Annotated in this window: 13 protein-coding genes and 1 tRNA gene; 5 read left to right on the top strand and 9 right to left on the bottom strand. The window is 56.5% G+C overall.

Translation table 11 applies throughout. The features are described from left to right. Nucleotides 1-40 precede the first annotated feature (40 nt). The 3 genes from QZ517_RS05055 to QZ517_RS05045 all read right to left on the bottom strand — a co-directional run bounded on the left by QZ517_RS05055 (nucleotide 41) and on the right by QZ517_RS05045 (nucleotide 3,019). Nucleotides 41-125, bottom strand: a tRNA-Leu gene (locus QZ517_RS05055). A 112-nt stretch (nucleotides 126-237) separates the two neighbouring features. After that, entirely contained in the window at nucleotides 238-1,296 is a 1,059-nt protein-coding gene (locus tag QZ517_RS05050) for a Hint domain-containing protein (RefSeq protein WP_294223137.1), read from the bottom strand. Between the two features lie 85 nt (nucleotides 1,297-1,381). After that, a complete protein-coding gene (locus tag QZ517_RS05045) occupies nucleotides 1,382-3,019 on the bottom strand; it encodes an NAD(P)H-hydrate dehydratase (RefSeq protein WP_294223135.1) in 1,638 nt (545 codons plus the stop codon). A 175-nt stretch (nucleotides 3,020-3,194) separates the two neighbouring features. Between QZ517_RS05045 and QZ517_RS05040 the strand changes: the two genes are divergently transcribed. Both QZ517_RS05040 and glnA read left to right on the top strand, forming a co-directional pair. Next, nucleotides 3,195-3,533: a P-II family nitrogen regulator gene (locus QZ517_RS05040; RefSeq protein ID WP_164642114.1), complete on the top strand. Its 339-nt coding sequence runs from the start codon at nucleotides 3,195-3,197 to the stop codon at nucleotides 3,531-3,533. 39 nt (nucleotides 3,534-3,572) lie between these two features. Next, nucleotides 3,573-4,979, top strand: coding sequence for a type I glutamate--ammonia ligase (glnA, locus tag QZ517_RS05035; RefSeq protein WP_294223133.1), 1,407 nt, complete (start codon nucleotides 3,573-3,575; stop codon nucleotides 4,977-4,979). Nucleotides 4,980-5,079: 100 nt separating this feature from the next. On the opposite strand, the gene QZ517_RS05030 is transcribed toward glnA, so the two are convergent. Further along, nucleotides 5,080-5,712 (bottom strand): DNA-3-methyladenine glycosylase 2 family protein, encoded by a 633-nt coding sequence (locus QZ517_RS05030; protein WP_294223132.1) that lies wholly within the window; start codon nucleotides 5,710-5,712, stop codon nucleotides 5,080-5,082. Nucleotides 5,713-5,802: 90 nt separating this feature from the next. Here QZ517_RS05030 and QZ517_RS05025 point away from each other — a divergent pair, with 90 nt between their 5' ends. Beyond that, nucleotides 5,803-7,029 (top strand): MFS transporter, encoded by a 1,227-nt coding sequence (locus tag QZ517_RS05025; protein ID WP_294223130.1) that lies wholly within the window; start codon nucleotides 5,803-5,805, stop codon nucleotides 7,027-7,029. A gap of 16 nt (nucleotides 7,030-7,045) precedes the next feature. Here the strand turns inward: QZ517_RS05025 and QZ517_RS05020 are convergent, their stop codons facing one another. From QZ517_RS05020 to QZ517_RS05000, 5 genes are all read right to left on the bottom strand, one after another. Beyond that, entirely contained in the window at nucleotides 7,046-7,819 is a 774-nt protein-coding gene (locus QZ517_RS05020) for a squalene/phytoene synthase family protein (RefSeq protein ID WP_294223127.1), read from the bottom strand. Beyond that, nucleotides 7,816-9,465, bottom strand: a complete 1,650-nt coding sequence (cimA, locus tag QZ517_RS05015) for a citramalate synthase (RefSeq protein ID WP_294223124.1) — start codon at nucleotides 9,463-9,465, stop codon at nucleotides 7,816-7,818. Before cimA ends, QZ517_RS05020 begins: the two co-directional genes overlap by 4 nt. 117 nt (nucleotides 9,466-9,582) lie before the next feature. After that, nucleotides 9,583-11,007, bottom strand: a complete 1,425-nt coding sequence (gene cysS, locus QZ517_RS05010; protein ID WP_294223121.1) for a cysteine--tRNA ligase — start codon at nucleotides 11,005-11,007, stop codon at nucleotides 9,583-9,585. Nucleotides 11,008-11,267: 260 nt separating this feature from the next. Beyond that, nucleotides 11,268-12,302 (bottom strand): DMT family transporter, encoded by a 1,035-nt coding sequence (locus tag QZ517_RS05005; RefSeq protein WP_294223118.1) that lies wholly within the window; start codon nucleotides 12,300-12,302, stop codon nucleotides 11,268-11,270. Next, nucleotides 12,295-12,669: a VOC family protein gene (locus tag QZ517_RS05000; protein WP_294223116.1), complete on the bottom strand. Its 375-nt coding sequence runs from the start codon at nucleotides 12,667-12,669 to the stop codon at nucleotides 12,295-12,297. The genes QZ517_RS05005 and QZ517_RS05000 overlap by 8 nt, the downstream gene beginning before the upstream one ends. Nucleotides 12,670-12,767: 98 nt before the next feature. Here QZ517_RS05000 and soxR point away from each other — a divergent pair, with 98 nt between their 5' ends. Further along, entirely contained in the window at nucleotides 12,768-13,259 is a 492-nt protein-coding gene (gene soxR / locus QZ517_RS04995) for a redox-sensitive transcriptional activator SoxR (RefSeq protein ID WP_294223113.1), read from the top strand. A gap of 152 nt (nucleotides 13,260-13,411) precedes the next feature. After that, nucleotides 13,412-14,109, top strand: a 698-nt coding sequence (locus tag QZ517_RS04990) for an aminotransferase class I/II-fold pyridoxal phosphate-dependent enzyme (RefSeq protein WP_294223111.1), incomplete at its 3' end; no start/stop codon positions are given.

The raw sequence follows: 14,109 nt of genomic DNA, 5'->3' as shown, positions 1-14,109 counted from the left end.
CATCAAACGATGCTGTCTTTCGAAGAGATAAATTGGAAAATGGTGCGGGTGAAGGGACTTGAACCCCCACGCCTCGCGGCGCCAGAACCTAAATCTGGTGCGTCTACCAATTCCGCCACACCCGCATTGTGGGCGCGTCTTAGCAAAGCTTTTTCGAGGATGCGAGCGGAAAGTTTGCAGAAATGTATTTTCCAACAAGACAATTCACCAAACACGTCGTTTAGTGCGCAGCAATTGTCATCCAACCAACTGAATGGCCTGTACTTCCTGTTTCTGCGCCAAGGGGCGAGCCATAGTCCCCACCTCTCCCCGAGTGAGTTCCGGAAACAGCGCCTCCAACTCGGCACGACTTTGGTGAGGCAAGCCCTGCAACGCCTGCGGCCCAGCATAAAGGCTTTCCGTCAGAAGGCCGTCGCTGTCCACAATCTCATGTTGGTCAAACTGCAAGTGAACATAGGTCACCGCCCCCTTAGGCCGCACCACACGAACACTTCTGTCATTCACAAGATGCACCGCCGCGGCCAGCACTTGAGGCTCACCGCAAATCAGCTCAGCACGCCAGCCTTCCAGCATAACCCGATGCTGAGGAGACACCGTCAGGTCGCGCCTTGGCCGCCCTGCCCCAAAAGTACCTTTTTGTATTCTAATCGGATGGAAACTTGGGCTGATTGCAAGTTGGTTGGCTGTCAGCGTGACACAACCAACCCATCGCACCGGCTGAAAGCCGTGATCTAGAGTTTTCACAAGATCACCAACTTGAATATCCTCCACCAGCGCCTGCCCACCACGCACACGGATCAACGTCCCCGGCGTAAAGCACGGAGGCGCCGCGATATTTGACTGATCCACAGCAGAACCGCCCGTTGGCCCCTCTTGTGCAGAAATCACCGTGAGAGACACGCCAACCGGCGGGAATTCATCCACAAATGCCAGACCTTCAACGGTCCCATATGCCGGTGAGGAATTATTGAAATTCACCGACAGAACGCGATAGGTCAGCCCTGTGCTGGGATCCAGCAGCACAAACTCATATTCCGCTTCAATGCGCGTCTTGTTGCTGTAAGTGGTCCCATCAAACGTCTGCGACCCTGCCAGCCGTTGATTGCCGTCATTGTCGTCAAAGTTGGTATCACTGCCGCGATCCCGCACCGAGATCTGTTCCCAAGCATTGCTATTGAGCGTGATGGTTTGTCCCACAAGATGACTGCCGTCCCCCTGTGTAATCCCGTCCAGCGACACGCCACCAGATACCGAGACGTGGGATTCCCCCAACGCCCAAAATGAATAATTCGCCATGATACAGACCTGCCCGACCTGCGTTTTTGTTTATTGGTGTCAGAATAGGTCAATTTTTACTGAAAGGCCAGCAAGGCCACATCAATCAGTCCTGGTTTTGATCCAATGCTTTAAGCACCTGCGGCACCAACTCCGGCAAATCCTCCGCAATCAATCCCGGCCCAAACGCCCGTGCGCACTCGACATGTAACCACGCTGCCGACTCCGCCGCCTGTTGCGGTGCAAACCCGCGTGCCAACAGCCCGGTGATGAACCCCGCCAAAACGTCCCCAGATCCCGCTGTCGCCAGCCAAGGTGCAGCGCGCTCATAAACAGCCGCATTCACGGCACATTTCCCATTTGGTGAGGCAATCACCGTATCCGGTCCCTTGAACAAGACCACACATCCCGCCCGCGCAGCGGCATCACGGGTGGCGTCCACTTTTGAATACGCCGGACCTTTCGTCGGCGTTTCCGCCAGTTTGGCAGCAATGTCCGGAAACAGCCGCGCAAACTCTCCGCCATGCGGGGTCAGCACAACCTTCTCATGTAATAGATCAAAAAGTGCTGTTGGATCACCTGCATAGGCGCTCAATGCATCCGCGTCCAACACTGACGGGCGCCTGGAGGCCAGCGCTACAGGCACGAGATCTCGCACCCGTTCCAACCCCATGCCCGGCCCCAAACACAGTGCGTTCATGCGTTCATCCTGCAAGATAACCTCAAGCGCCTTTGCATCCCCCACCCGCTGCAGCATCAATGCGGTGATCTGACAGGCCACCTCCTGTTGTGCATTGGGCGGCACACCCAGCGTGACCAGCCCCGCCCCAATGCGCAAAGCCCCCCGCGCCGCCAGCCGCGCCGCGCCGGTTTTGCCGGAGCCTCCAGACAGGATGAGCGCGTGGCCGTGGGAGAACTTGTTATCCCTAGAGGGCCGGTTTGTTTTTTGGGGAAGAAACTGTTCATGAGTTTCAAAAACCCGCTCGCACTGTGGAATTTGCGCCCGATAAACATGACTGTAGGAAACGCCGATATCCTTCATCTTCAGCCGCTCGCACCTCCATGGACCTTCACCAAGAAAGGCGCCCAGTTTTGACTTGTGGAAACTTACGGTCAGATGTCCGGCGAAGGCACGGCCAATCGGCTTGCCAGAATCCGCGCACATTCCGCTTGGTATATCCACACAAACGATTTTGGCGTCTTCGACCATGCCTGAGTCAAAAAACTTGTCGATTCCGAGGGAAAAGCTATCAGAAATCGAAAATGGGCGTGAAAGACCAGTTCCAAAAATTGCGTCGATCAAAATCCCCCCCAATTGAGCCGGAAACGAGTCTAAGGGTTTCTCCACCGTTGGATCAAACGCGCCAACCGCCCCCAACGCACACCACCGTTCGTAATTCACCAGCGAATCCGGCGGCAACTTCTCGGCATTGCCATACAGAAACACCTCGACATCCCAGCCTCGCCCGTGCAGCAACCGCGCCACAACAAACCCATCGCCGCCATTGTTTCCCGGCCCACACAGCACCACCGCCCGCTTTCTCATTCCGGAAATGTCTCGGGGGTCTGGGGGCTGGCCCCCAGCGTCTTCGCCCTCATCACCCAACTCCGGCCACTCTTCCAAAATGGCTTCCACCACTCCCTGCCCGGCCCGCTCCATCAGCTCCAGTCCGGTGACCTCGCCCGACTCAATCGCGGCCTGCTCAATGGCGCGCATTTGGACCGCAGTTAACAATTCGCTCATTTGTGAAACATCCTGCGATTCAATTCAGCGCAGTTTCGCGCCATTTTGCCTAATTATTAGGCACACCCCAAAAATCCGCCATGCAAGCCTGCCCTGCGTCACCCTATCCAATTGTGACCCCGCAATGAAAGTGGTCTGTCGGATTTCAAGAACGCACCTGAGGAGGAGCCTCCACATGAAAAAGATCGAAGCCATCATCAAGCCGTTCAAACTTGATGAAGTCAAAGAAGCCCTGCAGGACTTTGGTATCCAGGGACTCAGCGTTGTCGAGGTCAAAGGCTTTGGCCGTCAAAAAGGCCACACTGAGCTTTACCGTGGCGCGGAATATGTTGTGGACTTCCTGCCAAAAGTGAAAATCGAAGTTGTGCTTGAAGCCGATCAGGTTGACGGCGCGATTGAGGCCATCGTGGGTGCCGCCAAAACCGACAAGATCGGCGATGGCAAGATCTTTGTCTCCCCAGTGGAGCAAGCCATCCGCATCCGTACCGGTGAATCCGGCCCGGACGCGCTGTAAATTAACCCAGAATTTGAAGTAATCAGAAGGACCAAGGGAATGAGCGCAGACGCAATTCTCCAGCTGATCAAAGACGAAGATGCCGCATATGTGGACATCCGTTTCACCGACACACGTGGCCGATTGCAGCACGTGACAGTGGACGTTGACCTTGTAGACGAAGACTTCATCGAAGAAGGTTTTATGTTTGACGGATCCTCCATCGCTGGCTGGAAATCCATCGAAAACTCCGACATGAAACTGATGATGGACACCTCGTCTGCTTACGTCGATCCGTTTTACGCCGAAAAAACCATCTGCATCCACTGCTCCATTGTTGAGCCGGACACTGGTGAAGCTTATGAGCGTGACCCACGCGGCACAGCTGAGAAAGCTGAAGCGTATCTGAAGTCTTCCGGCATCGGCGACGTGGCTTACATGGGCCCAGAAGCTGAATTCTTCCTGTTTGACGACGTGCGTTTTGAGAACAAAATCAACAAAGTATCTTACGAAGTTGATGCGATCGACGGCTCCTGGAACTCCGACACCGAATACGAAATGGGCAACATGGGCCACCGCCCTGGTGTCAAAGGTGGTTACTTCCCAACCAACCCAACCGACGACGCACATGACCTGCGGTCCGAGATGCTTTCCACAATGAAGCGTCTGGGTATGAAAACTGACAAGCACCACCACGAAGTGGCGTCCTGTCAGCACGAGCTGGGTCTGATCTTTGACAGCTTGACCAAGCAAGCTGATGAGCTGCAGAAGTACAAATACGTGATCCACAACGTGGCCGCGTCTTACGGCAAATCCGCCACCTTCATGCCAAAGCCAATCTACGGCGACAACGGCACCGGCATGCACGTGAACATGTCGATCTGGAAAGACGGCAAGCCGCTTTTCGCTGGCGACAAATACGCAGACCTGTCTCAGGAAGCGCTGTACTTCATCGGCGGTATCCTGAAGCACGCCAAGACTTTGAACGCCTTCACCAACCCGGCGACCAACTCTTACAAGCGTCTGATCCCAGGTTTCGAAGCGCCAGTTCTGCGCGCCTACTCTGCACGCAACCGCTCCGGCTGTGTCCGTATCCCATGGACCGAAAGCCCAAAAGCCAAGCGCGTGGAAGCTCGTTTCCCTGATCCAGCAGCCAACCCATACCTGTGCTTCGCAGCGCTCCTGATGGCTGGCCTTGACGGCATCAAAAACAAGATCGATCCAGGCGAAGCCATGGACAAAAACCTCTATGACCTGCCTGCCGAAGAGCTGGCGGACATCCCGACAGTCTGTGGCTCCCTGCGCGAAGCCATGGAAGCACTGGCTGCGGATCACGACTTCCTGCTGGCAGGCGACGTGTTCACCAAAGACCAGATCGACGGCTACATTGAGCTGAAGATGGAAGAGGTTGAGCACTACGAGCACACCCCGCACCCTGTCGAATTTGGCATGTACTACAGCTGCTAAATCCGGTTTGGATCAAATACTTAAGGGCGCTCCTCAGGGCGCCCTTTTTGTATTTTAAATGCGTTACACAGGTCGGTAGCAGGTGCGGACCACAATCAAATTATCTAACTCCTTCGCGTCCTTTGTCGACACGGTAATAGGCCCACAACAAACGCGCCGCCACGGAGCGCCATGGCGACCAGGCCTCAGCCATTTGGCGCAGCGCTCGCTCCTTTGGCCGCCCCTCCAGACCAAACAGCATCCTCGCACTTTCCTGTAGCGCCAAATCCCCGGGAGCAAACACATCTGCGCGACCCAGCGAAAACATCGCGTAAATCTCTGCTGTCCAGATCCCGATGCCACTGACCTTGGTCAATGTAGCAAAAATCTCGTCATTTGGCGCATATCTCAGCGCCTCAAAATCAATGCCTTCTTCCGACAAAGCCCGCGCATAGCGCATTTTCTGGCGGCTCAACCCGGCACCACGCAAGTCATTCTCTGACGCAGCCACAATCGCCTCAGGCGACACCAGCCCCGCATCCTGCATCCGTTTCCAGATCGCAGCTGCCGATGCCACGCTAACTTGTTGACTAATGATGGCACTGAGCAGCTGATCAAACCCATCCGGGCGAAGGCGTAGTGGCAAAGGGCCAGTGAGCTCCAATGCCCGCGCAAACCTCGGATCAAGCTCTGCCAACCAGGCCGCTCCTTCAGCCACACAATCCTCGGTTTTGATAATCCGTCCAACGTCCACAAGCGCCTCCCTGACTGTGCGACACAGTAGTCGCGCTTTGGTGAAGTGCAACCACTGGACCTTATCTGCTTAACAAGCTAACGCTTGCGCATGACAGAGACTGCGACCCTCCCCGCTGACGACAGCCGCGCCAAGCGCAATGTGCTTATTTTGGTTATGGCACAGGCCTTTTTGGGCTCTCAAATGCCGCTAATCTTCACGATTGGTGGGTTGGCGGGGCAATCCTTGGCGTCAAACGTGTGTTTTGCGACCTTACCGATTTCGCTGATCGTACTGGGCTCCATGCTGTCCGCCACACCACTCTCTGCGATCATGCAAAAATACGGTCGCCGCACCGGATTTGTTGTTGGCACCGTGGGCGGTGCCCTGGGCGGCGCTGTCGGGGCTTATGGCCTGTACCTCAGCAGCTTCCCCATCTTTTTGTTTGGCTCGCTTTTGACAGGTGTATACATGTCCGCGCAGGGCTTCTTTCGCTTTGCCGCAGCGGATACAGCCTCTGAGGCCTTCCGCCCCAAAGCCATTTCCTATGTCATGGCTGGCGGTTTGCTTTCAGCCATCATAGGCCCACAACTGGTCAAAGTGACATCTGATTCAATGGTGGTGCCTTTCCTCGGCGCCTATATCGCGGTGATCGCAATCAACGTTATCGGGTCCCTGTTGTTCCTGTTCATCGACATTCCCAAGCCCCCAGTGCCGTCCGCAGACGCGCCTAAAGGCCGGACCCGTTGGGAGCTGATCACCAGCCCACGCATTGCGGTCTCCGTGATCTGCGCCATGGTGGCCTATGCCCTTATGAACCTGGTCATGACCTCTACACCGCTGGCTGTCGTGGGCTGTGGCTTTGAGCAAAATGACGCGGCAGATGTGGTCACAGCGCACGTGTTGGCGATGTTTGTCCCGTCTTTCTTCACCGGACATCTGATCGCTAAATTTGGCGTCGAGAAGATTCTCGCCACCGGCATCCTAATCCTCGGCCTGGCTGGCGCCGTGGCTCTTCAAGGTGTGGAACTTGAGAACTTCTTTATCGCCCTGATCCTGCTAGGACTTGGCTGGAACTTTGGTTTCATCGGCGCAACCACAATGCTCGCGGGCGCTCACACTGTTGAGGAGCGTGGCCGCATGCAGGGCATGAACGATGTGATTGTGTTTGGCGGAGTGACCGTGGCCTCGCTGGCCTCCGGTGGTCTGATGAACTGTTCCGGCGGTGATGCAGTGACCGGTTGGACCAGCGTGAACCTGGCTATGGCGCCGTTCTTGATGTTGGCCGGTGGTGCGCTCATCTGGTTGATGTTCCGCCCCAAAGAAGAAATGGCCTAACCGGATTGGCGGGCGCCTACCAGCGCCCGCTCATGCCTCGCCACAGCAAGCCAACCCGCTTGCCAAACTCACTCATACCAAGCGCCCCTTGCGCCACGCGCTCTGGCTCAGCTGCCGCCTGAGACAGCACCGTTTCCACCTGCCAACAGCTCAAAAACGCTTGGCCTGCTTCGGAAGACACGGATGCACATTTTGTCCTCGCCAGTTTGAGCCGCGCCAAGCCATCTTGGGCCAACGCGCTCACGGCTTCAGGTCGCCCATCCACCAGCGGCACCCTCTTTTGTGCCTCCAGTGCCGGAATAGCCTGTAGCCAATTTGCAAGGGCCAACGCGTAGCCCGCATCCAGCGCTACGCTCTCCTCACAAGTCCCCAAGCTGCGCGCCGCTGCCAAAAGCAGTGCGCCGCCGGTGTCCTGTAAATAGCGGGTTTGGTGGGCCATATCCTCAAACGGATCTTTGTAAATATCCCAACGCCGCGCCTCGATCAGCCGGTCCAGAACTTCTGCATCATCGGCACTCAGAACCTCCGCAAGTGGCGACACAACTTCATGCCGCCGCACGGGTTTGCCGTCGCGGATTTCGTCCAACGCATCGCGCCACCATTGCAGACGCATCTCCGCAATCATGCTCTCCTGCGTCACCCAGGGTGCGCGGGCCACCTCGACATTGAAGGCGTAAATGGGCAACAGCACATTCCTCGCCGCCGGCTTTGCCGCCAGCACCGAAGCAAAGCGATCCGGATCACCACGTTGCACCAACTCGGCACAGGCGTTTAGATCGTCCTGTGTCACGCAACGGCTCCGGACTTACGCGCAACCTTTGCCCCAACATGCACCAGCTTCCAATTCAGCGCGTCAAGCAGCGCTTCAAAACTGGCGTCCACTATGTTGGCCGACACACCAACTGTGGACCAGTGTCGGCCACTATCGTCCTCAAAATCTATTATGACCCGCGTGACCGCTTCAGTGCCGCCATTGGTGATCCGCACCTTAAAGTCCACCAGTCGCACGTCATCTATCACGTTCTGATACGGCCCCAAGTCTGACTTTAGTGCTTGCCAAAGCGCGTTGACTGGCCCCTCGTCGCTCATCTCGTCCGCATGATCATTTTTGAAGTAGCTGGTGGTTTTCTGCCCATTGGGCAGCTGCACCGTGACAACCGCTTCGCTTTCCACCACCAAATGGCCGCGCGCATTGCGGCGACGCTCGGAAATCACGCGATAGCGCTCTACATCAAAGAAACTCTCTGTCAGCCCCAACGCATCCCGCGCCAACAGCTCAAAACTGGCCTGCGCCGTGTCATAGGAATAGCCTTTGGCCTCGGCCTCTTTGATGCGGTTGAGGATGTCCCCCAACGCTGAATTGCCCTTTTCGACCTCAAGCCCCGCATCCGCCAAGCGCTTCCGCAAGTTGCTCTGCCCAGCTTGGTTGGACATCGGAATGACCCGTTCATTGCCCACCACGGACGGATCCACATGCTCATAGGTGCTGGGATCTTTCAGGATCGCACTGGCATGTAAGCCTGCCTTATGCGCAAAAGCACTCGCGCCCACAAAGGCTGCCTGCCGCATTGGCACACGGTTTAAGATGTCATCCAACATCCGGCTAGCGCGCGTGAGCCCTTCTAGGGCCTCAACACTCACGCCAATCTCAAGCGTGCTCGCATACGGCTCCTTGAGCAACAGCGTCGGGATCAGCGTGGTCAGGTTGGCATTGCCACAACGCTCCCCCAAACCATTCAGCGTCCCCTGAACCTGCCGCGCCCCCGCATCCACCGCCGCCAAGGAGTTGGCCACAGCGTGCTCCGTGTCATTGTGGGTATGAATACCCAAATGATCACCCGGAATACCCGCCGCAATCACCGCCTTGGTGATCTCACAAACTTCACGCGGCAAGGCCCCGCCGTTGGTGTCACACAACACAACCCAACGTGCACCAGCCTCATAGGCCGCTTTCACCACCTCCAGCGCGTATGCCGGATTGGCTTTGTATCCGTCAAAGAAATGCTCCGCGTCAAACAACGCCTCACGTCCCTGCGCCACCATATAAGCCACAGATTTGGCTACGTTTTCGGTGTTCTCCGCCAGCGTAATTCCTAATGCCTTGGTCACGTGGAAGTCATGGGTTTTGCCTACCAGACACACCGCCTCGGTGCCCGCGTTCATCACCGCCGCCAACACATCATCGTTCTCCGCCGACATGCCCACGCGTTTGGTCATGCCAAAAGCGGTGAACGTCGCGTTCAACTTGGGCTTGGAGTCAAAAAACTCGCTGTCCGTCGGGTTCGCCCCGGGCCAGCCGCCCTCAATGTAGTCGATGCCCATGGCGTCCAGCGTGGCCGCAATCTGCGCCTTTTCACCGGTGGAAAACTGCACACCCTGTGTCTGCTGCCCATCGCGCAGCGTGGTGTCGTAGAGATAGAGGCGTTCTTTAGTCACAACAACTTTCCTTCTTCGTCCGTGGCGCTTGCGTCACGGACAGCGCCCGACCGCCCCCATGGGCGGGCGCTTTGCTTCCGCCCGCGGCTGGTCGACGTCCTGTGTTATATGAAGACGTCACAGTAGCCCCTCCAACTTAGACGCATCAAAACCAGCGGCTGGCAGCAGTTCAACACCCGCTTTGCTCATCCGCACTTCAACACCGGCGTCCACCAACACCGACTTGATGCGATCAACTTCGGAAAAATCTTTGGTTTCCATCGCGTTGTCACGTGCTGCACTCAATTTATCGCACCAATAGTCAAGCTCAATCGAGTTCTCATTGCCCACCCAACCAGAGTCAACCAGGCTCAAATCGATGCCTAAAAATTCACAGCTTGCGCGCAAAGCCGCTGCTTCACCTTCTTTGGCAAGTTTCCGCAAGCGAGTAATCGCTTTGGACGTATTGAGATCGTCAGCAAGCGCGTCCAAGACTTCCTGATCTACATTCCCCGGTTTTACCCCCGCTGTCAGGCCGACAAAGTGATCCAAAGTTTGCTTGGCTTCCCGCGTCTTCTTCGCTGTCCAATCCATTGGTTTACGGTAGTGCGTGGATAGAAAAACAAATCGAATTACAGGCCCAAGTACCCCCTGCTCCAACAAATCCCGCACAGTGAAAAAATTGCCCAAGCTTTTGGACATTTTCTTGCCTTCCACCTGCAGCATCTCATTGTGCAGCCAGTAGTTGGCAAAATTGGAACTTGTGTTGGCACAGCAGCTCTGGGCAACTTCGTTTTCGTGGTGCGGGAACATCAAATCATTGCCACCCCCGTGAATGTCGATGACATGGGGCGCAGCCAGGGCCGCTTCCGACAGAACGCCAGCTTCCAGAGGCCTCTTCCAAAGCAATTCGTCGGCCATCGCAGAACACTCAATATGCCAACCCGGACGGCCCAGTCCCCACGGGCTGTCCCAGCCCGGCTGATCCGCGTCAGACGGCTTCCACAGCACAAAATCCATGGGATCTTCTTTGTAGCTCGCCACTTCCACCCGTGCGCCCGCAATCATGTCGTCCACCGACCGGCCAGACAGCTTGCCGTAGTTGTCGTATTTGCGCACCCGGAACAGCACATGACCCTCGTGTGCATAGGCATAGCCATCCGCAATCAACTTCTCGATCATGGTGATCATCTCATCAATATACTGCGTCGCGCGCGGCATATGATTGGGCTCCATCGCACCCAATGCGCCCATGTCATCAAGATACCACTGCGTGGTTTCTGCGGTGATCTCTCCAATACTGCGACCGCTCTCCGCCGCCCGCGTGTTGATCTTGTCATCCACGTCGGTGAAGTTGCGCACGTAGGTCACCTGATCAGCGCCATAGACCTCCCGCAGCAAACGATAAAGCACATCAAACACCACAACCGGCCGCGCATTGCCAATATGTGCGCGGTCATAAACCGTCGGTCCACAGACATACATCCGCACGTTTTTCGGGTCGATTGGCTCAAACACCTCTTTGCGGCGTTTCAGCGTATTGTGCAGCTTGATCTCAGTCATAAGTGGCTCCTCAGCACACGGGTGGTCCGTGGCGGGCTTACCAATTCTCAAACATGTTTGAAATAGAAGAGCAGCCCGCCTGACAATGTCAGCAGGTAATGCAGCAAATAATAATGGTGCGTGCAGTCTTCATGGTGGCGACCCTATGCGGCGGGCGAACCGTGGTCAAGTCTGACATCTCTGAATTGACCACGGAGTGCAGCAACGGCGACGCAGTAGAGCTGCGCCACCGTCTGGAAGTGTCTTATGACATTGTGCGATCAGGCCTGACGAAGAAGCTTCAGAACAGCCTGTCGCCGCGCGGCGAGTAGTGTTGCCTGTTTCGGCGCGCGCGCCTCACCATCACAATCCCCACTCCACATCCGCGCCCGCGTGGTCCGACCAAGTGGCAACCTCACCGGCAGCTTAAATGCCCGGCTGGTCTGCGCCAAAATGGTGAGTGCCACACCAATCGCAGTGATGGCCACGCCCACCCAGCTAACAGGCCCATACCTTTCGCCAAGAAAGACCACCCCAACAACCAAGCCAACACCGGCGGCCACGTACCCAATCTGGCTCAACAACACCGGACCACCCAGCTTCTGCAGTCTGAAATACGCAGGGAATGTCAGCGCTGCGGCCACAACTTGAACGGCCGCCGCCCAAGGTACATTTGCAACCGAGCTCAAAGCCATGCCTTCACCACGCAGCAACATCACAAGCACCAGGGCCGAAATTGCCATCCCGTGACTCCAGAACGCCAAAGCCATCGGATGCGCACCGCCTGGCCAATCCAACGTCCGGTACACATTACCCACAGCCAAAATAACGGGGATGGAAAGCCCGACAATCGACCACACCAATGTGCCGTCAACCCCGCCGCGCCCAAACGCCACCATCAACGCCCCAACAAGACCAAAACCAATGCCCCACAGCCCCAACCGAGACGGAGCTTTCAGACCAAACACAGCAGACAAGGCCAGTGTGGCCACAGGGGACAGCGCAAACATCATGCCCACCTGCCCTGCGCCCAGTTTTGGAACCAACCCAAAGATAAGCAGGTTGATCCCGGCAAAGCTGACAAGGCCAGAAATCACAACGTAGCGCAGCATTTTGCCGCGCGGCAGTTTCAGATGTCCCTGCAAAGCCAAAACCGGAAACAGGCTGAGGCTTGCCCCCATAGACACCAGCAAGGCCCAAACCATCGGCGAAACACCCGCCGCCGCCGACACTTTACTCAGAGGGAAGCCGACGCCCAAAAGGGCGCCGCACCAAATCAACAGCCCAACAGGGCCCACGTTGCGCACATCAGGCATAGCTGATCACCTCGTACTCGACGTCGTCAGGCCCCTGAAAATAAAACCGCGTTCCCGGCTCGTAGTCCGCATGGTTGCCAGGCACAAACCCCGCCGCTTTCACGCGCGTTTCCACCATATCCAGATCAGCAACGACAATGCCGATATGGTTCAATCCACCCGCACGATAATAGCTTTCTTCCGCGTTTTGGATCTCCTTAGGTGGCGCATATAGCGCCAGATAGCTCTCGGTGTCGCCCACGTGCACGGTGTGGCCACCATAAATTGACTCGCCTTCCCACCGCACCTGCCAATCAAACAGCTCACACAGGATCGCTGCAGTTGCTTTTGTGTCCCGTACCGTCAGGTTTACATGTTCTAGTTTCATGGCTCTGGTCCTTCCTCAGAATTTCTCGATGGACTCAGACTAATTCTTCAAGCTAACTTAAGCACAAGAACTTCTAATTGTTTAAATTCAGATAGATAATGAAACAGAAATCAAAACTCCGCTTGCGACCAACCGGTTTGACCATCGGTTTCATCTCTGAGCGCACTGGTCTCGCCCCCTCCGCCATCCGCTACTACGAGGAAGAAGGTATTGTGCATCCACATCGCACCGATACCGGCCAACGCCGCTATGAACGGGCTGACATCCGCCGCCTGTCTTTTGTGATGATTTCTCAGTCCTTGGGGTTTTCGATTGCCGAGATTCGCTCAGCTTTAGACAGCCTTCCCGCAAACCGCACGCCAACCAAAGCTGACTGGCAGGCCATCTCTGAATCGTTTCGCCAAAAGCTCGATGATCGAATTGCGCAAATGACCAAGCTACGTGAACAGCTTGACGGCTGTATTGGCTGTGGCTGTCTCAGCCTGTCCAATTGCAAACTCTACAACCCAGACGACCGCGCCCGCACCCGTGGAACTGGCCCCCGCTACCTGATGGGCGACAGCCCGTCGGATCTGGGAAAGGACACCTGACCCAAACGCCGGATACCAGAGTTTGTTCGATCCTTCTCCAGAGGTTTCGCGAAAACGCCGCAACGGAAATGTCGGGCATCACAACATTGAATTTGACTTGTTCTCCCACCCTCTGCCACCTGAGGGAAAACGACTATGAGGGAGTGCGGGACATGAAGCTTTCGCAGCGCATCACCAACATCACCGGCGGCGGTTCAGACGGCTGGGACGTGTTTTACAAAGCCCGGCGGATGATTTCCGAGGGCGTCGACGTGACCGAATTGACCATCGGCGAGCACGACATTCGCACCGATCCAGTGATCCTCACCGCAATGGACCAATCCGCCCGCGGCGGTCACACCGGATACGCCATGGTGCCCGGCACCCAGGAGATGCGCGAGGCCGTGGCCGCTCGCCTTACCGAACGCACCGGTGTGCCCACGACCTATGACAACATCCTGATCACCCCAGGTGGTCAAGCCGCATTGTTTGCCGCCCATGTTGCCACCTGCTCTCCTGGCGACCGGGCACTCTATATCGATCCCTATTATGCCACCTATCCCGGCACCATCCGCGGTGTCGGCGCAGAACCTGTACCGATCCGTACGCATGCCTCCAATGCGTTTAAGCCAAAACCGGAAGAGATTGCCGAGGAAGCCGCCAAAGGCGCCGCCTCTCTTTTGGTCAACACCCCCAACAACCCCACAGGCACGGTTTATGGCCGCGATACGCTCAACGGCATCGCACAGGTCTGCAAAGACCACGACCTCTGGCTGATCTCCGACGAAGTTTACGACACGCAAGTCTGGGATGGCGAGCACATCAGCCCCCGCACCTTGCCAGGCATGGCTGATCGCACCTTGGTGGTTGG

The organism is uncultured Shimia sp. (assembly GCF_913054185.1).
Taxonomy (GTDB): domain Bacteria; phylum Pseudomonadota; class Alphaproteobacteria; order Rhodobacterales; family Rhodobacteraceae; genus Shimia.
The sequence above is the reverse complement of the archived record's forward strand: the minus strand, read 5'-3'. Positions and strand labels throughout refer to the sequence as shown.

Bases quoted from the DNA above. Each gene is read 5' to 3' on its own strand.
- QZ517_RS05050 (WP_294223137.1), bottom strand. From the start codon at position 1,296: ATGGCGAATTATTCATTTTGGGCGTTGGGGGAATCCCACGTCTCGGTA.
- QZ517_RS05045 (WP_294223135.1), bottom strand. From the start codon at position 3,019: ATGAGCGAATTGTTAACTGCGGTCCAAATGCGCGCCATTGAGCAGGCC.
- QZ517_RS05040 (WP_164642114.1), top strand. From the start codon at position 3,195: ATGAAAAAGATCGAAGCCATCATCAAGCCGTTCAAACTTGATGAAGTC.
- glnA (WP_294223133.1), top strand. From the start codon at position 3,573: ATGAGCGCAGACGCAATTCTCCAGCTGATCAAAGACGAAGATGCCGCA.
- QZ517_RS05025 (WP_294223130.1), top strand. From the start codon at position 5,803: ATGACAGAGACTGCGACCCTCCCCGCTGACGACAGCCGCGCCAAGCGC.
- cysS (WP_294223121.1), bottom strand. From the start codon at position 11,007: ATGACTGAGATCAAGCTGCACAATACGCTGAAACGCCGCAAAGAGGTG.
- QZ517_RS05005 (WP_294223118.1), bottom strand. From the start codon at position 12,302: ATGCCTGATGTGCGCAACGTGGGCCCTGTTGGGCTGTTGATTTGGTGC.
- QZ517_RS05000 (WP_294223116.1), bottom strand. From the start codon at position 12,669: ATGAAACTAGAACATGTAAACCTGACGGTACGGGACACAAAAGCAACT.
- soxR (WP_294223113.1), top strand. From the start codon at position 12,768: ATGAAACAGAAATCAAAACTCCGCTTGCGACCAACCGGTTTGACCATC.